Genomic DNA, 16,904 nt, shown 5'->3' on the forward strand with positions numbered 1-16,904 from the left:
CCAGCATTCACCTCTGAAGAATGCGCGAACTATCTCGAAAATTCAGGTTATCGAACCTAATGCCATCACGCTTTAGCCCACGACTTGTTGCTGCCCATGCATCGTTGTTCCAGGGCGCGCCAACGGGTCCGCATAAGGCACGGCCCGGTGACAGGTTCCGCGCGACACCCGAATCCATCAATCCGCGTGCGCAAGCGGCGCAATGGATTCCGGGCTCGATGCTAACGCATCGCCCCGGAATGACTGAGGGACGCAATGCGCAGTCCTCTCCTCCGCCGTCATGCCCGCGAAGGCGGGCATCCAGTAACCGGCGGCCCCTCTACTTAAACGCAGCCGGCTCTGGAATACTGGATCGTCCGCCGGAGCCTGTCATCGGGCGGCGCTTTGCGCCGACCCGGTGGCGGACGATGACAGCGGAGAGGCTGTTTGGCATCTGAATCAGAACTCTCCTCCCGTCGTCCCGGGCTTCGCGCCGTCGAATTCGTAGAACACCCGCTGGGTCGCGATCGCCGCGTTCGGTGCACGAGCGTGGCGCGCCACGTCGTCGGAGAACGGGTTGAGCTCCCGGCGCCGCGACCGAACAGTTGAAGTTCTCGCCAGTCGGTGCCGATGCGTCGATATTCAAGCAAGGGCAAGCCGGTCTTTGAGACGCGGCGTCATCCAATCGAGAAAAGTGCGCAGCTTGAGCGGCATCGGCTTGCGTGGGGGGTAGAGGATGTGCACCGGCAGCGGTTTCGGCTCGAATTCATCGAGGACGATCGCAAGCCTTCCCTCGCGCATCGCGGCATCCATCTTGTAGGACATGACCCGCGCCAAGCCGGCGCCGTTGATGGCGGCGAGCACCGCGGCTTCCGACGTGTTCACGCAGAGCCGCGACCTTATCGGCGCCACCCTGGGACGATTGCCGCACACAAATCTCCAGGCTGCAGGCGCGGCATGATCATCGATGGTGATGCAATCATGCTTGGCCAGCTCGCTGAGCTTTCTCGGCCGCCCGCGCGTCTTCAGGTAGGAGGGGCTGCCGCAAACGACGACCCGGATCGAGCCAATCCGCGTCGCAATCATGCTGCTCTCTGGCAGAGGACCAAGCCGGATCGCGACATCGATATTCTCATCGGTCACGTTGATGACGTTGTCGGTCAACATCAGCCGCAGGGAGATGTCCGGATAGGCGTTGAGAAATTCGATCACGTGCGGCAGCAAATGCGCGTGGCCGAGGCCCCATGGTGCCGTCACCGCCATCTCGCCCTTTGGCATGCGGTACTCGCCCGACACCTCTCGCTCGGCATCCTCCACCTGCTCGATGATGCGCTTGCAGGCGTCTATGTATGAGCGTCCGGCATCGGTCAGCGTCATCCGCCGCGACGTGCGTTGAAACAATTGAGCCTTGAGGTGGGCTTCGAGCTCCGCGACCTTCCGGCTGATGCTCGCGACCGGAGACTTGAGTCGGCGTGATGCGGCCGAGATGCTGCCGGTCTCTGCCACAGCGACAATGACCGACATCGCCTCCAGGCGATCCATTTGCCTTCCTTTCCAAACTTCCGAAAGCTCCTTCTCAATCATATGGGCTGCCCGGCGGTCGCACAATGCGGTACGCCGCAATCCATCGATGATCTGTGGCCCGGTTGCCGATGACTCCTTGACTGCCGAGCAGCACACGTCGCCGCATCACAAGTCACTCTGTAATCGGAGTCTGGTATGAAGGACCCTCGTTTGATCGACACGCTCGTTGCCGTGAGCCGCCGGCGTTTCTCGTTGGGCCTGCCATTGTTGACTGCCGGCGCAGCCCTTTCGCAGAACGCGTTCGCGGCGAACGCCGTGCCGGCCGGCAAGGCGCCGATCATCACGCACCACCGCACCAAGACGGTCGACGGCATCAATATCTTCTATCGCGAGGCAGGGCCGAAGGGGGCGCCGGTCGTGCTGCTGCTGCATGGTTTCCCGACCTCCTCGCACATGTTCCGCAACCTCATTCCGGAGCTTGCCGACCGCTATCACGTCATCGCCCCCGACTATCCGGGCTACGGGCAGAGCGATATGCCAGATCGGGCCAAGTTCGCCTACACCTTCGATCGTTTCGGCGAGCTGGTCGACGGCCTGCTTGATCAGTTGGGTGTCCGCAGCTTCGCCATGTACGTCATGGATTACGGTGCGCCCGTCGGCTGGCGGCTTGCGCTCAAGCATCCCGAACGCGTCACGGCGCTCATCGTGCAAAATGGCAATGCCTATGACGAGGGCTTGAAAGAGTTCTGGGACCCGATCAAGGCCTACTGGGCCGATCACTCGGAGGAACATCGCAAGGCGCTCTACAAGCTGGTCACGCCGGAAATCACCAAGTTCCAGTACACCGACGGCGTCAGTGACGTGACCCGCGTTTCGCCCGACAATTGGGTGCATGACCAGGCCCTGCTCGACCGACCCGGCAACGCCGAGATCCAGATGGACCTGTTCTACGACTACCGCACCAACCTGCCGCTCTATCCGCAGGTGCAAGCCTATTTCCGCAAGCATCAGCCGCCGACGCTGATCGTCTGGGGCAAGAACGACAAGATCTTTCCGGCCGATGGCGCCTATCCTTACAAACGCGACCTGCCGAAGGTCGAGTTTCATCTGATCGATACCGGGCACTTCGCGCTGGAGGATAAGGCCGACGAAATGGTGCCCCTTATCCGCGATTTCCTCAACCGCAAGATCGCTTCGTGAGTTGACTGCAAAGGGCGGATTGGTTTTGCGCCGGAGCTCGAAGAGCGAAGGCGGAATGCGTAATCTGCCATTCACCGGCGTCACACCGAAACGGTAGGTTACGCCTTGCAGCTTCGCGTGCTCAAGTAGCCGAGCGCGAGCTCGGCTAGCCCACCCTACGACTTGCGCGGCCAGTCCGCCGCTACTTCGTCACCATCCCGCCGGTCTCCGGATGCTGCAGCCATCCCAGCACAGCGTCGTGGAAGCGCGCCGGCGCCTGGATCTGCGGGGCGTGGCCGAGGTCGGGGAATTCGATCAGTTGCGCGTGCGGGAAACGCTTGGCCGCCTCCTTGCCGAGCACGGGATAATTGCCGAGCTTGGGGCGAATGTCCGGCGGTGCGAGGTCCTTGCCTATTGCGGTGGTGTCCTTGTCGCCGATCAGGAGCAGCACCGGCGCGGTGATGCGCTCGAACTCGTAGAACACCGGCTGGGTCGCGATCATGTCGTAAAGCCGCGCCGAACTCGATGCCACCACCTCGCGTCCGGGACCGCGATATAGGCCGGCCAGCATCTGCACCCAGGGTTCGTACGAGGCGTCCCAGGTGTTGGCATAATAGGTCGCGCGCTCATAGGCGCGAATGGTGTCGGCGGTGACGCGCTTCTCGCGCTCGTTCCAGCCGTCGAGGCTGAGCCACGGCACGCCCTTGGCCGCCCAGTCCTCCAGCCCGATCGGATCGACCAGCACGAGCTGATCGACGGCCGCCGGATACATCAGCGCATAGCGCATCGCGAGCATGCCGCCTGTCGAATGGCCCATGATCACCGAACGCTCGATGCCGAGTGACGCCAAGAGCGCGCGGGTGTTGCCCGCGAGCTGCTGGAAGGTGAATTGATAGCGCTCGGGCTTGCTGGATTTGCAGAACCCGATCTGGTCGGGCGCGATTACCCGATAGCCGGCCGCCGTCAGCGCCTTGATCGAGCCTTCCCAGGTGGCGGCACAGAAATTCTTTCCATGCAGCATCACGACGGTGCGGCCGTTCGGGTTCGACGGTTTGACGTCGAGATAGGCCATCTCCAGGTCCTGGCCCTGCGATGAGAAGCGATAGCGCTCAACCGGGAAGGGGTATTCGAAGCCCTGCAGCTCAGGCCCATAGGCCGGTCCCTCGTCGGCGGCGGAAGCCGGTGAACTCAGGCTCACAGCGGTGGTCAATGCGAGACCGAACAGAGCGGCGAAACGGATCATCGGGCAATCCTGCAGATTGGAGTATCACGCGGTCTCGGACTAACGCAGCACTGTGACGCTATCCAGAAGGCTTGCGATGATTTGTTTGTGATTGCGTCGAGATCAGCTATGTCACCTGATGCCACCCGCCGTCATTCCGGGGCGCGCCACCGGGTCCGCGCAAAGCGCGGCCCGATGGCAGGCTCCGCGCGAGCCCGGAATCCATCGGGCCACAGGCGCAGGCGGTGAAATGGATTCCGGGCTCATCGCTGCGCGATGCCCGGAATGACAGCGTGTGTTGAGGCGCGAGCTGCGACAAATCAACCCGACGGGCAAATCAGTCGAAAGTCTGTCCATCCCTCGCGCGAAAAACATTCCGCTTCCGTCGTCGGGCAAATCAGTGATTTAACTCCGCGCGTCTCACCCAAATGAGGGGCGGCTCGCGATCGTCACGAACGTTGCGGTGAGATGCGGTGGACGTGAAGCGTGTGACTGACGAGCACGCGCATCACGGACGGCGAAGTCGTGTGGTTCTGGCGCCCCGACGCTGGCGCTAAGTTTTGCAGGATGATCTCTTGCGAAGTGACGGTGGCAAGAAAGCCCGGTCACCGGGAAGAGCACGAAGTAAGCCGTAAACCATCGCGCAGGGAAAGCCGGAATGCTTCGGTTGAACCTGTGGTCCTACCCCCGTGCTTTTTGTTGCACGGGACCCCATGGGTGCAACCGGCACCCGGCTTTCCCTGCGCCCTCTGTTCAATGAGAGGGCGGAAAGTGACGCAAAGCTCGGGCAGTTCGTGCCGCGAGAATGCAGACTCACATCCTCTCCGCTGTTTGACAATTGAATCGTGATTCTCCCCACGTCGTCCCGGCCTCGAGCCGGGACCCATAGCTACAGGCCTTTGTTATGTGCTCCGCAGCAACTGCTTGCTTCCGCCCAACGACTCCCTGTGGTTATGGGTACCCCCGCCTTCACTGGGACGACGGCGGGCTGTCACTTGTCCGGTGGCGGTTGATCGTTCGCCGCGCCGCGGCTGGCCATCAGCCCCAGCGCGAGCCCGCCGATCGCCACGATCGGGACCAGCCGCTTCACGCCGATGGTGCGGACGAGTTGCAGGCCGGTTGCGATCATCGCAGGGTTGGTGAGGAGGGATTGGCGTGCCGCGCGGGCCATCTCCTCGGCGCGCAGCCGCATCTGCCGCTTGCGTGCGACGTAGAGTGCGGCGGCGATCAGCGCGACCACCACGAAGAGCGCGGCGCAGGCAAGGCAGGCCCAGATCGGGCCATAGGTCTGCTGCACCCAGACGAAGAATGCTGCACAGATGAAGCCGAGCGCAATGAGCGCAGTTGCGGCGATCACGACCGCAAGCGACGTCAGCCGCATGGCGTTGCCGGCCTGCTCCCTGACATCACTGACCAGTCGCTGCAGCATGGGAACGCGTCCGCCGCTACCTTCGCCAGGCCATGCCGATCAGGAAGCCGAGGCCGAGCGCCAGCCCGACGGTCGCCAGCGGCCGCTGGGTGATGACCTCCTCCAGCGTCTCCTCGACCGACGAATACGCGTCCTGTGCGGCGTCCATCATCGCGCTGCCGCGCTCCGAGACGTCGCCGACCGCGGATTCGGCGCGGTCGCGTGCCTGGTCGTAGCCGCGGCGTGCCTGCTTTCGGGCGCTGCCGGCGAACGAGTTGAGCGCCTCGGTGATCTGGTCGGTCAGCGCGGCGATGTCGTCCTTCACGTTGGCGACATCCTTCTGCAGGCGTTCATAGGTTGCTTTGTCTGTCATGTTCTTCAATCCGAAATCGCTTGTCGCCGACATCGAACAGCTCCCGAACCAATGTTGCTTCTTGGCAAAACGCCGCGCCGGGAACTAAGTTCCCGACTCGAATTCAGGCTCATTCCTCCGGCAGATGCGGCGAATTGACCGGCATCAGATGCTCCTTGAGGATCAGCGCGACGATCAGGAGCGGCGAGGCCAGGAACGCGCCCATCGGGCCCCACAGCCAGGTCCAGAACGCCAGTGCGATGAAAATCGCGAGCGCATTCAAGGCGAGTCTTCGGCCGACGATGGTCGGGGTGATGAAATGTCCCTCGAGAAAGGTCAGCACCGCAAAGCAGGCCGGCGCGATCAATCCGGCGCTGATGGTCGGGAAGCTGACGAGGCCGACCAGCACCAATACCACGAACATCGCGACCGGCCCGATGATCGGGATGAAGTTCAGCGTGGCGGCGAGTGCGCCAAGTCCGGCCGGGTTCGGCATGCCGGTGACGGTACAGATCAGCCCGGTCGCGATCCCGACGCCGACATTGATCATGGTCACCATGAGCAGGTAGTTGCCGAGATGCTGCTCGATCTCGTTGAGGATCCGCAGGGTGCGGAGCCGCCAATCGCGGTCGCCGAAGGCCATGACGAGCGCCCGCCGCAGATCCTTCCAGCTTGCGATGAACAGGATCAGGGTGGCGATGAACAGCAGGAATTCGGCAAAGGTCGGCGACAGGAATTCCAGCGTCGGCTGCACCCATTCGAACTTCGGCAATTGCAACGGGGCGAGCGTCTCGGAGCCGCCGATCATGCTCTGCAATTCCTGCCACAGCCCGAGCGGCCGGTCGAAGATGTGCATCTTCTCCTTCAGCGCCGTTGCGAGCTCCGGCAGCCGCGCGCTCCACTCGATCGCCGGAGCGGAAATCAATCCGATAATGAAGGTGCCGGCAGCACTGACACCGGCCACGATCAGCACCGCGGCGACCGCGCGGGGCACGCGGTAGCGCTCGAGGAAGCTTGCCGCCGGCGACAGCATGGTGCCGACAATAAAGGCCATCGTGATCGGCAGAAAGAATGCCTTGGCCAGGTAGAGCACCGCGACGATGGCGATGATCAGGAGCCCGACCAGCGACAGGGCGACGAGTTCGGTGCGGCGAATGACCGGCGGCAGCTCGGCGTGGCCATCGGGGGCGGGCGTGCCTTCGGCGCCATTGGACAGGAGACGCTCACTGGGAAGGACATGCACGCTGGTTCTCTCCCGCGACGGGCGCATATCAATTGTGACGCAAACTCCGGGCCGGCCGCCAGGTTCCATCGCGCGATCGTGAGCGCTTGTGTCCTTGACTGGTGCGCCTCTGCCACGGCCGCGCCGGAACCGCGAAGCGATGGCGCGCGTTTGGTTGGGGCAGAGCATCAGCGTGATGCGTATCCAATGGGGCAGCACATGACACCGTCATCCGCTCTATTCCGCCGATCGTCGCGCGCGGCTAACGCGCTTGTCTTCGCCGCCAGCCTGCTGGTGACGCCAATCGCGCTCTCAGCCTCGGCAGGTGCCCAGTCGCTGGGCTATGCCCCCATCCGGCAGAGCGCGTTTCCGTCCGATGCGGCGTTGACGCCCGAGGCAAGGGATGCGGAAGCCGGCGTGCTGCCGGAGCGGCTGCGCCGCGCGGTGGTGCCGTTCGCGACCAGCGAAGCGGCAGGCACCGTCATCATCGATACCGGCAACACCGCGCTCTACTATGTGCTCGGGCAGGGCCGCGCGATCCGCTACGGCGTCGGCGTCGGCCGCGAAGGCTTCACCTGGTCGGGCGTGCAGAGCATCAGCCGCAAGGCGGAATGGCCGGACTGGTATCCGCCGGCCGAGATGATCAAGCGCCAGCCCTATCTGCCGCGGTTCATCGCCGGCGGTCCCGGCAATCCGCTCGGCGCGCGTGCGATGTATCTCGGCTCGAGCGAATACCGCATCCACGGCACCAACGATCCCTCGACCATCGGTAAGTTCGTCTCTTCCGGCTGCATCCGGATGACCAATGAGGACGTCACCGATCTCTTTGGCCGCGTCAATGTCGGCACCAAGGTCGTGGTGCTGCCCAAGAACGCGCCGGTGCTCGCCCGCGGTTCGGATACCAGGACCACGATCAGCGTGCGCCCGGTGCCGCCGCGTCCGCAAGCCGCGGCGACCACGCTGCCATCGGGCCAACAGGCGATACGACTGAACGTGTCGTCGGTGAATTGAGGTGAGGATGCCCCCAATCCCGCGTTGGCGATGGATGTTCGGCGCGACGGCGCTCTCGCTTGCCGTCGCCGCGCCGGCGGCGCAGGCCCAGGATTTCTTCTCGCTCCTGTTCGGCGGCTTCGGCCGGCCTCCGATGATCCGGCCGCCCTTCGACGACGGCCCGCCCGTCGCGCAGCAACGGGTTTGGCGGCCGCGCTCGTATGACCGTAGCTACGACCACGCCGATAGCATCGGGGGACGAGCGTTTTGCGTGCGTACCTGTGACGGACGTTACTTCCCGCTGCCGGACTCCGACAATGCCAGCCGCGCGCAGAGCTGCAATAGTTTCTGCCCGGCGAGCGAGACCAAGCTGGTCTATGGCAGCAGCATCGACAGCGCCGAGACGGAGGACGGAAAGGCCTATTCGGAACTGCCGAACGCGTTCCGTTACCGAAACGAGCTCGTGGCGGGGTGCACCTGCAATGGCAAGGATCCCGGCGGGCTGGCGCAGATCAAGATCGAGGATGATCCCACGCTGCGCAAGGGTGACATCGTCGCCGGCGAGAACGGCCTGATGGTCGCGGGCCGTCCCGACAAGCGCGGCGCCTCGCTGCAGTTCTCGCCCGCGCCCGACCGCATCCGCGCCAAATATGGGCGCGTGCCGGTCATGGCGCGGGAGTAAGCAGAACTAAGCGGCGCGGATCTTGCCGAGGAAATCGGTGACCTGGTCGCCGAGCCCGCGGCTTTGCGTCTCCAGCGTCTCCGAGGCGAGGCGAACGTCCTCCGCGGCGCCGGCCGCGGAGTCCGCATCGGCCTTCACGCCGGTGATGTTCTCGGACACGTTCTTGGTGCCCTGGGCGGCGAATTGCGTGCTGCGCGTGATCTCCTGGGTCGCGGCGCCCTGTTCCTGGACGGCGGCGGCAATCGCGGTCGCGACCTCGTTGACCTCGCCGATGATGCTGCCGATGCCCTTGATGGCGTCGATGGCCTCGCCCGCGACCTTCTGGATGTCGGCGATCTGCTCGGAAATCTCCTCCGTCGCCTTCGCGGTCTGGCTCGCCAGCGACTTGACCTCGGAGGCGACCACGGCGAAGCCGCGTCCGGCCTCGCCGGCGCGGGCGGCCTCGATGGTGGCGTTCAGCGCCAGCAGGTTGGTCTGCGCCGCGATGGTGTTGATGAGGCCGATCACCTCGCCGATGCGGCCGGCGGATTTCGCCAGTCCCTGTACGGTCCCGTCGGTGTTGCGGGCCTGGCTGACCGCGCGGCTGGCGATACCGGCTGCATGCGCCGCCTGCTGGCTGATGTCGTTGATCGAGGCGCTCAATTCCTCGGAAGCCGCCGCGACCGTCTCCACGCTCATCGACGCCTCGCCGGACGCCTTTTCGGCGACCTCGACCCGTGCGTTGGTCTGGCGCGACACGGCGGAAAGGTTGGCCGACGTCGCCCGCATCTTGCCGGAGGCGTCGCCGAGCTGCTCGAGCGTCTGGCGCACCAGGTGCTCGAACTCGCCGACATGGTTCTCGATCGCCTGCTGGCGGGCGGCCGCGCCGGCGTTGCGCTCGCGCTCCTGCGCTTCGATGCGAAGCTTGTCCCTGGCCTGCTGCTTGAAGGTTTCGAGCGCACCGGCAAGCGCGCCGATCTCGTCCTTGCGCCCGTCATAGCCGCTATCGACGTCGAGGTCGCCGGAGGCGACTTTCAGCATGGCATCGCGGATGCTGTGCAACGGCGTGATGACGCGGCGGCCGATCGCGATCATGGCGCCGACGGTGAGCGCGATCGCGCCGGCGAGCAGCGCAAGCTGCGTAATCAGCGAGCGCTGCGCCAGGGCGTGTTGGGCTGCGGCGTGATCCTTTGCCGCATCGAGCGCTGCTTCAGCGACCGCCACCGCCGTCCCCATCCGGCCGACGGTGACCGGGCTCCACTGGTTCGCGGTCATCTCGGGCTTCTCGCCATTGGCCAGCGCCGCCACCAGCCGGTCGCGCAGACTTTGATACTCCGGCTCGAAATAGGCGGTCTTGGAGGCGGGGATCGCGGCCGCAAGCTTCGGTGGCAATTGCATGCCTGAGGTCGACACCTCGAGCGCCTTCCAGGCGGCATCGATGCCGCCGACGAATTTGGTGTAACGGAGGCGGGTTTCCGGCGCGATACGGCCTGCACCAAGTGCGTCCGATACCAGCGCGGAGGCTTCGCCGGCGGTGTTGCGCAACAGCCAGGCGGTCTGCTTGATGTTGAGCAATTGGTCGATCACGGCGTCCTGATGATTGACATCGGCGGCAAGCGTTCCCGACAATTTGTCGAGCACATCGAGCAGCGCCAGCGTCGTCGCCTGATACTCCTTCGCCAGTTCGGCGCGGCGCGCTTCCTTCGGCTTGGCCATCTCCTGCCAGAATTCCTTCTGCTCGGCCGTCAGCAGTGAGAACAGCCGTTCGAACTCCGCCACCAGGGTGGTCTGCTCGGGGAAGTTCATGGTCTTGAGCCGGGCGAGCCCGTTCGCCATCGCCAGCATTTCGGCATCGCGGAGATCGCGGAGGTACTTCTCGATTCCGCTGTCCAGCGGAGATGCGCCGATCAGAAGGCGGTTGGTGGAGGAACGATCGGTCCGCAGGCTGTGCATCGCCTTGAAAAGATTGGCTGAGACATCGGCAATCGTCGAAATCCGGCCCGCCACCTGCAGCCGGCCCCAGCTATCCCACGCATTCAGCGAGAAACCGACGATGATGCAAAATGCAGTGCTCAGGATAACGATTTTCAGCAACGCGGATACAGAAAGGCGATTCAGCATGTGGCTCCCCCAAAGCTGTCGCCATCTGGAACAAGAAGGGTAAAAATTTCCGGAAGCGCTATTGCCGTATATCTACGGAGCTTGCTGAAATAACTGAACTTTTCTGAAGGGAAGTCAGGTTCCCCACCCGGAACCTCGCGGGCATCTGGCAGTTAAGAGAAGACTAACACGCCATTCACGACGTCCCCGGGGGGCCGCATGCTCGTCAGCATACTCGTCACGTTTCTGGTCGTTATCCTCGTCCTTTACCTGATCAACCTGCTGCCGCTTGATGCGCGCGCCAAGCAGATCGCGCGTGTCGTCGTCATCATCCTGGGTGTGATCTCGCTGTTGAGATACATCTGAAAGGACATTGCGGTGTTCTGACAACACGACCAAGCAAAAGCCCCGGCGTTGGCCGGGGCTTTGCTGCGAGGAGAGCTATCGCAGGCTCCGGAACCAGTCGTCCACATCCTTGTGGATCTGGTCCTTGGCGAAGCCGTAGCGCTGCTGCAGCTTGCCTTCGAGCTGCTCGCGGCGGCCTTCGATCACGTTGAGATCGTCATCGGTGAGCTTGCCCCATTTCTCCTTGGCGGCGCCCTTGAACTGCTTCCAGTTGCCCTCGATCCGGTTCCAATCCATTGCCATCTCTCCGATGCTTCAGTTGAGATGGCGTTGAAACGGATTTGATGCCGCACGGGTTCCCTGAAATCGTGCGGCATCGTGACGTGCAACCTTGTGAGTCAGATCAGCTGGCGGCCTTCGCTTCGCGGCGGCGGGCAGTGAGGATGAATTCGGTGTAGCCGTTCGGCTGCTCGCGGCCCTTGAAGATCAGGTCGCAGGCGGCCTTGAAGGCGACGCCATCGAAGGAGGGCGCCATCGGCCTGTAGAGCGGATCGCCCTTGTTCTGGCCGTCGACGACCACAGCCATGCGCTTCAGCGACTCCATCACCTGATCCCTGGTGATGACGCCCTGGTGCAGCCAGTTCGCCAGATGCTGGCTCGAGATGCGCAAGGTGGCGCGGTCTTCCATCAGGCCGACGTCGTGAATGTCGGGTACCTTGGAGCAGCCGACGCCCTGGTCGATCCAGCGCACGACATAGCCCAGGATGCCCTGGCAGTTGTTGTCGATCTCCTGCTTCACGTCATCCGGCGCCCAGTTCGACTGCGACACCGGAATGGTGAGGATGTCGGAGAGCTTTGCGCGCGGGCCGCCCTTGGCCAGCTCCTGCTGGCGCGCGATCACGTTGACCTGGTGATAGTGCAGCGCGTGCAGCGTCGCGGCGGTCGGTGACGGCACCCAGGCGGTGGTGGCGCCGGCCTGCGGATGGCCGATCTTCTGCGCCAGCATGTCGGCCATCTTGTCGGGCGCGGCCCACATGCCCTTGCCGATCTGCGCATGGCCGGGCAGGCCGTCGACCAGGCCGATGTCGACATTCCAGTCCTCATAGGCCTTGATCCAGGGCTGCGCCTTCATGTCGTTCTTGCGGATCATCGGACCGGCTTCCATCGAGGTGTGGATCTCGTCGCCGGTGCGGTCGAGGAAGCCGGTGTTGATGAACATCACGCGCTTGGCCGCATTCTGGATGCAGGCCTTGAGGTTGACGGTGGTGCGGCGCTCCTCGTCCATGATGCCGACCTTGAGCGTGTTCTCCGGCAGCGAAAGCAGTTTCTCGACCTCGCCGAACAATTCGCAGGTCAGCGCGATCTCGTCGGGGCCGTGCATCTTCGGCTTGACGATATAGACCGACCCGGTGCGGCTGTTCTTGATCTTCGACTTGCCCTTGAGATCATGGATAGCGAGCAGGCCGGAGACAGCGGCATCGAGGATCCCTTCCGGGATTTCCTCGCCCTTTGCATCGAGCACGGCGTCGGTGAACATGTGATGGCCGACATTGCGCATCAGAAGCAGGCTGCGGCCGTGCAGCGTGAGATCCTTGCCGTCGGGCGTCTTGTAGACGCGGTCGGCATTGAGCGAGCGCGTCAACGTCTTGCCGCCCTTCTCGAAATCGGCCGATAGCGTGCCGGTCATCAGACCAAGCGTGTTGCGATAGACCAGCACCTTGTCCTCGGCATCGACAGCCGCGACGCTGTCTTCCATGTCGAGGATGGTGGAGACCGCCGCCTCCAGGATCATGTCGGCGACCCCGGCCGGATCGTCCTTGCCGATCGGATGATTGCGGTCGATCGTGACGTCGATGTGCAGGCCGTTGTTGACGAGCAGCACCGAGCTCGGCGCGGCGGCATCGCCCTGATAGCCCGCGAACTGCGCGGCTGACTTCAGTGCGGTGGTGCTGCCGTTCTTCAGCTTCACCGCGAGCTTGCCGCCGCTGACGCTGTAGGAGGTGACGTCAGTGTGGCTTCCGGTCGCGAGCGGCGCGGCCGAATCCAGGAACGCTTTGGCCTTCGCGATCACCTTGTCGCCGCGCGCCTTGTTGTAGCCCCGGCCAGCTTCGCTCGGGTCGTGCGGGATCGCGTCGGTGCCGTAGAAGGCGTCATAGAGGCTGCCCCAGCGCGCATTCGCCGCATTCAGCGCATAGCGCGCATTGGTCAGGGGCACCACGAGCTGCGGACCGCAGATCTTGCCGATCTCTTCGTCGACATTGGCGGTCTCGACCTGCCTGGTCGGCGGCTCCGGGAGCAGATAGCCGATTTCCTTCAGGAAAGCGGTATAGGCGTCGATGTCGAACGCCTTGCCCTTGTGCGCGCGGTGCCAATCGTCGATCTTGGCCTGCAGCGTGTCGCGGAAGGCAAGCAATTCGCGGTTTTTCGGGCCCAGTTTTGCGATGATGGCGGCAAGCCCGGCCCAGAAGGCGTCGGGCGCGATCCCGGTATTGGGGGTCGCCTCCTTGGCGATGAAATCGAACAGGACAGGGGCGATCTTCAATCCGTGGGCTTCGACACGCGTCATGTTGGGCTTTCCAAGAGAAATGGCGGCTACGTACTGTTTTCGGAACGAAAACAGCAAAAAACACGCCAAAAGGCGGGCGGTTCAACGCCCTTTTAACGCTAAAGCCGCGGCCATGAGAAGGCCCCCTGCGGGGGCTTGGTGTCCTACCAAAGGAGCGGGCCAGGCCGCCTAAAACATGATGCGATGGGATGGGTAGGCGTCGCGTCGCAGGTGCCGACCTCTCCCCGACGGGGAGAGGTCGATTTGCGCAGCAAATCGGGTGAGGGGCCGCAGCTCTAACGAGGGACCGTAACCCCTCACCCGGCGGCGCTTCGCGCCGACCTCTCCCGTTGGGAGAGGTGGGAGTTTGTGGTCACCACCGAATACAAGCAATAAAGCATCCCGCTCTAAATATTCGCCGCGAGGTCGGCGACTTCCTCGAACAGGATGCCGGTCTGGGCCAGCATCCGTTCGATCTCGTCGACGGCGTCGGCGACTGTCCGGCGCGAGGTATCGATCGTCAGTTCGTTGCCCGCCGGCGGCTCGTAGTCATTGGTGATGCCGGTGAAGGAGGGCAGGCCGCCGGCGCGGGCCTTGGCGTAATGGCCCTTGGGATCGCGGCTTTCGCAGATTTCCGCGGGCGTCGCGACATAGATCTCGCGGAACGCGCTGTCGGCGATGCGGCGCGCCGCAGCTCGGTCGGAGGCTGCGGGCGAGACCGCGGTGACGATCGCGATATGGCCGTTGCGCGCAAGATGCGTGGCGATCTCCGCGAGACGGCGGATATTTTCGCTGCGATCGGCGTGCGAGAAGCCGAGATCGCTGTTGAGGCCGGCCCGCAAGGTGTCGCCGTCGAGCAGGATCGGCGAGCCGCCGTTGGTGAACAGCCGCCGCTCCAGCGCGAGCGCCAATGTCGATTTGCCGGAGCCGGGCAACCCCGTGAACCAGAGCACGGCGCCGCCGTGACGATAGCGGGCCGAACGCTCGTCGGCGCGCAACGCCGACTCCACCGGCACGATGTCGACCGGCACGGCGCGCTGGCCGGCATCGACCGACAGCACGAGGCCGCCGCCGGCGATGCGCCCGTTCACCTCGATCACCAGCCGCCCGGTCCGCGGGCTTTCATGATAGGGATCGGCGGCAATCGGCTGCGCCAGCGAGATGTCGATCTCGCCGACATGGTTGCGTGCGATCGAGTTGGTTTCCTCGTTGGAGAGCGCGCCGGGATCGACCGCCTTGTCGATCGCGACCACGCTGGCGCGGGTCTCGCGGGTGCCGAGCCGGATCAGGATCTGGTCGCCCTTCGACAATGGCTTGTCGTGCAGCCAGAAGATCCGGGCATGGATGCGGCGGGTGTCGCGCGGGCTCGCGCCGACATGGCCGATGACGTCGCCGCGCTCGATGAACAACTCGCGGTCGAGCGTGATGCCGACCGAGCGGCCGGCCGTTTGCGGCCCTTGAAGCGGCGTGACCGGCCAGCTCTCGACCGTCTTGATCCTGGCGATCTTGCCGGCCGGCATGATCACGATCTCGTCGCCGGCCTTCAGGCTGCCGGATTCGATGCGGCCCGCGACGATGCGGCGGTCGTCGAATTTGTAGATCGCCTGCACCGGCAGTCGCAGCGGCAAGGTTTCCGCCGGCCGTGCCGGCTCCAGTTCGTCCAGCGCCTCGACGACACTCGGCCCCTTGTACCAGGCGATCCGCGCCGTGTGCTCGGCGACGCCATCGCCGTCGCGCGCGGAGATCGGGATCACCGCCGATGGCTTCACGCCAAGACCGGTCAGGTGCGCCGATATCTCGTCGCTGATTTCGCCGAAGCGCTCGGCACTGAAATCGACCCGATCCATCTTGTTGACGACGACCGCGACCTGCTTGATGCCGAGCAGATGCAGCAGATAGCCGTGCCGCCGGGTCTGGTCGCGCACGCCTTCGAGCGCGTCGATGATCAGCACGGCGCCGTCCGCCTGCGAGGCGCCGGTGATCATGTTGCGGAGGAATTCGGCGTGGCCGGGCGCGTCGATCAGCACCACGTCGCGCGAGCGGGTGCGGAAGCGGATCTGCGTGGTGTCGATGGTGATGCCCTGGTCGCGCTCGGTCTGCAGCGCATCCAACAGGAACGACCATTCGAACGGCATGCCGCGCCGCGCGCTGACGGCTTTCAGCATTTCGAGCTTGCCGTCGGGCAAGCTGCCGGTCTCGTGCAAGAGGCGGCCGACCAGGGTGGATTTGCCATGATCGACATGGCCGACGATAACGATACGGACTTGCGGACGCGTGGTGCCGTTCGGTGTCGCGGAGATCGCGCTGGGAAGAACCATGTTCATCGAAAACGCCTTAAGCTCACTTCTCAGAGATAACCGGCGACACGCAGCCGTTCGAACGCATCCTCGGTCTCGTGATCGAGGGCGCGGCCCGCGCGTTCCGGCACCTTGGTGTCTTCGAGCTCGGCCAGGATCTCATCGATGTTTGACGCGGTCGACGCGACGGGGAAGGTGATGTCGGCATCGCCAAGCGAACGATAGCGCTTGCCATCCTTCGCCAGATAAAGCGGGATAATCGGGATGTTCTCGCGTCTTGTGTAAGCCCAGATGTCGGCTTCGGTCCAATGCAGGATCGGGTGGATGCGCAAATGCGCGCCCTGCGGCGGGGAGGCGTTGAAATGATCCCAGAACTCCGGCGGCTGGTCGCGCACGTCCCATTCGCCCTCCAGGCCACGCGGCGAGAACACGCGCTCCTTGGCACGCGTCGCCTCTTCGTCGCGGCGGATGCCGGCGATCAATCCGTCAAAGCCGTGCTTGACCAGCGCGAGCTTCAGGCCCTCGGTCTTGCGTGCAGCGGAGCGCGCCGCGGGCGGCAGCGTGGGATCGACACTATCGATCGGCGGGCAGGGTTCGACGCGGAGGTCGAGATCCCATTCCTTCGCGTAGCGATCGCGGAAGGCATACATCTCCGGAAATTTCTTGCCGGTATCGACATGCATGGCAGGAAAGGGCACGCGGCCGAAGAAGGCCTTGCGCGCGAGCCAGATCATCACGTTGGAGTCCTTGCCGAGCGACCACAGCAGCGCGAGCTTCTTCAGCCGCGCGAACGCCTCGCGCAGAATGTAGATGCTTTGCGCCTCGAGTTCGTCGAGATGATCCATGGAAGGCGCTGTCGCGGGTTCTTCGACGAGGATTTTCCGCGGCACCTTTATTCCCTCTTTGGGCTCAGAAGCGCGCAAGCGTGCTTTGCCGGATTCATTGTCGAGAAGATGCATCTCTGTGCCTTGGCCTTTGGAGGCGAAAATTCTATAGTTGCGATGCAATAGAGAAGAAATAAATTTCTCTTTGCGGGCGCTTGCCGACACATATATAGAATAAAATTCCAGTCAACCCATA

14 protein-coding genes are annotated in these 16,904 nt (G+C 63.9%); 4 read left to right on the forward strand and 10 right to left on the reverse strand.

All coding sequences use genetic code 11. From position 1 onward, the window contains the following. Positions 1-621 precede the first annotated feature (621 nt). Positions 622-1,521, reverse strand: a complete 900-nt coding sequence (locus ACZXDY_RS17360; RefSeq protein ID WP_464346339.1) for a LysR family transcriptional regulator — start codon at positions 1,519-1,521, stop codon at positions 622-624. Between the two features lie 177 nt (positions 1,522-1,698). On the opposite strand from ACZXDY_RS17360, the gene ACZXDY_RS17365 reads away from it, so the two are divergent. Then, positions 1,699-2,703, forward strand: a complete 1,005-nt coding sequence (locus tag ACZXDY_RS17365; RefSeq protein WP_464346340.1) for an alpha/beta fold hydrolase — start codon at positions 1,699-1,701, stop codon at positions 2,701-2,703. A 181-nt stretch (positions 2,704-2,884) separates the two neighbouring features. Here the strand turns inward: ACZXDY_RS17365 and ACZXDY_RS17370 are convergent, their stop codons facing one another. The 4 genes from ACZXDY_RS17370 to ACZXDY_RS17385 all read right to left on the reverse strand — a co-directional run bounded on the left by ACZXDY_RS17370 (position 2,885) and on the right by ACZXDY_RS17385 (position 6,907). Continuing rightward, positions 2,885-3,925 (reverse strand): alpha/beta fold hydrolase, encoded by a 1,041-nt coding sequence (locus ACZXDY_RS17370; protein ID WP_464346341.1) that lies wholly within the window; start codon positions 3,923-3,925, stop codon positions 2,885-2,887. A 970-nt stretch (positions 3,926-4,895) separates the two neighbouring features. Further along, positions 4,896-5,333: a phage holin family protein gene (locus tag ACZXDY_RS17375; RefSeq protein ID WP_456643568.1), complete on the reverse strand. Its 438-nt coding sequence runs from the start codon at positions 5,331-5,333 to the stop codon at positions 4,896-4,898. A gap of 16 nt (positions 5,334-5,349) precedes the next feature. Beyond that, a complete protein-coding gene (locus ACZXDY_RS17380; RefSeq protein ID WP_464346342.1) occupies positions 5,350-5,718 on the reverse strand; it encodes an ElaB/YgaM/YqjD family protein in 369 nt (122 codons plus the stop codon). A gap of 76 nt (positions 5,719-5,794) precedes the next feature. Continuing rightward, positions 5,795-6,907, reverse strand: coding sequence for an AI-2E family transporter (locus ACZXDY_RS17385; RefSeq protein ID WP_464346343.1), 1,113 nt, complete (start codon positions 6,905-6,907; stop codon positions 5,795-5,797). A 198-nt stretch (positions 6,908-7,105) separates the two neighbouring features. Between ACZXDY_RS17385 and ACZXDY_RS17390 the strand changes: the two genes are divergently transcribed. Together ACZXDY_RS17390 and ACZXDY_RS17395 are read left to right on the forward strand one after the other, a co-directional pair. Then, a complete protein-coding gene (locus ACZXDY_RS17390) occupies positions 7,106-7,897 on the forward strand; it encodes a L,D-transpeptidase (protein WP_464346344.1) in 792 nt (263 codons plus the stop codon). A 7-nt stretch (positions 7,898-7,904) separates the two neighbouring features. After that, on the forward strand, positions 7,905-8,558 hold the full coding sequence (locus ACZXDY_RS17395) for a DUF2865 domain-containing protein (RefSeq protein WP_464346345.1): 654 nt from the start codon (positions 7,905-7,907) through the stop codon (positions 8,556-8,558). Between the two features lie 6 nt (positions 8,559-8,564). On the opposite strand, the gene ACZXDY_RS17400 is transcribed toward ACZXDY_RS17395, so the two are convergent. Further along, positions 8,565-10,658: a methyl-accepting chemotaxis protein gene (locus ACZXDY_RS17400; RefSeq protein WP_464346346.1), complete on the reverse strand. Its 2,094-nt coding sequence runs from the start codon at positions 10,656-10,658 to the stop codon at positions 8,565-8,567. Positions 10,659-10,856: 198 nt separating this feature from the next. On the opposite strand from ACZXDY_RS17400, the gene ACZXDY_RS17405 reads away from it, so the two are divergent. Next, on the forward strand, positions 10,857-11,003 hold the full coding sequence (locus ACZXDY_RS17405; RefSeq protein ID WP_464346347.1) for a Thivi_2564 family membrane protein: 147 nt from the start codon (positions 10,857-10,859) through the stop codon (positions 11,001-11,003). Between the two features lie 75 nt (positions 11,004-11,078). Here ACZXDY_RS17405 and ACZXDY_RS17410 read toward each other — a convergent pair whose 3' ends face one another. From ACZXDY_RS17410 to cysD, 4 genes are all read right to left on the reverse strand, one after another. Then, complete coding sequence (locus ACZXDY_RS17410) at positions 11,079-11,279, reverse strand: CsbD family protein (protein WP_027579253.1); 201 nt, start codon at positions 11,277-11,279, stop codon at positions 11,079-11,081. A 106-nt stretch (positions 11,280-11,385) separates the two neighbouring features. After that, the gene (locus ACZXDY_RS17415) at positions 11,386-13,548 is read right to left on the reverse strand and encodes a malate synthase G (protein WP_464346348.1); all 2,163 of its coding nucleotides are present in this window, start codon (positions 13,546-13,548) and stop codon (positions 11,386-11,388) included. 386 nt (positions 13,549-13,934) lie between these two features. Next, positions 13,935-15,851, reverse strand: coding sequence for an adenylyl-sulfate kinase (gene cysC / locus ACZXDY_RS17420; RefSeq protein WP_464346349.1), 1,917 nt, complete (start codon positions 15,849-15,851; stop codon positions 13,935-13,937). A gap of 23 nt (positions 15,852-15,874) precedes the next feature. Then, positions 15,875-16,669, reverse strand: coding sequence for a sulfate adenylyltransferase subunit CysD (gene cysD / locus ACZXDY_RS17425; protein WP_027579256.1), 795 nt, complete (start codon positions 16,667-16,669; stop codon positions 15,875-15,877). Positions 16,670-16,904: the final 235 nt, after the last annotated feature.

It is taken from the genome of Bradyrhizobium sp. LeoB3 (assembly GCF_055456055.1).

Coding starts and splice junctions, on each gene's coding strand:
- ACZXDY_RS17360 (WP_464346339.1), bottom strand. CDS start 1,521: ATGGATCGCCTGGAGGCGATGTCGGTCATTGTCGCTGTGGCAGAGACC.
- ACZXDY_RS17365 (WP_464346340.1), top strand. CDS start 1,699: ATGAAGGACCCTCGTTTGATCGACACGCTCGTTGCCGTGAGCCGCCGG.
- ACZXDY_RS17370 (WP_464346341.1), bottom strand. CDS start 3,925: ATGATCCGTTTCGCCGCTCTGTTCGGTCTCGCATTGACCACCGCTGTG.
- ACZXDY_RS17375 (WP_456643568.1), bottom strand. CDS start 5,333: ATGCTGCAGCGACTGGTCAGTGATGTCAGGGAGCAGGCCGGCAACGCC.
- ACZXDY_RS17380 (WP_464346342.1), bottom strand. CDS start 5,718: ATGTCGGCGACAAGCGATTTCGGATTGAAGAACATGACAGACAAAGCA.
- ACZXDY_RS17390 (WP_464346344.1), top strand. CDS start 7,106: ATGACACCGTCATCCGCTCTATTCCGCCGATCGTCGCGCGCGGCTAAC.
- ACZXDY_RS17395 (WP_464346345.1), top strand. CDS start 7,905: ATGCCCCCAATCCCGCGTTGGCGATGGATGTTCGGCGCGACGGCGCTC.
- ACZXDY_RS17400 (WP_464346346.1), bottom strand. CDS start 10,658: ATGCTGAATCGCCTTTCTGTATCCGCGTTGCTGAAAATCGTTATCCTG.
- ACZXDY_RS17405 (WP_464346347.1), top strand. CDS start 10,857: ATGCTCGTCAGCATACTCGTCACGTTTCTGGTCGTTATCCTCGTCCTT.
- ACZXDY_RS17410 (WP_027579253.1), bottom strand. CDS start 11,279: ATGGATTGGAACCGGATCGAGGGCAACTGGAAGCAGTTCAAGGGCGCC.
- ACZXDY_RS17415 (WP_464346348.1), bottom strand. CDS start 13,548: ATGACGCGTGTCGAAGCCCACGGATTGAAGATCGCCCCTGTCCTGTTC.
- cysC (WP_464346349.1), bottom strand. CDS start 15,851: ATGAACATGGTTCTTCCCAGCGCGATCTCCGCGACACCGAACGGCACC.
- cysD (WP_027579256.1), bottom strand. CDS start 16,669: ATGGATCATCTCGACGAACTCGAGGCGCAAAGCATCTACATTCTGCGC.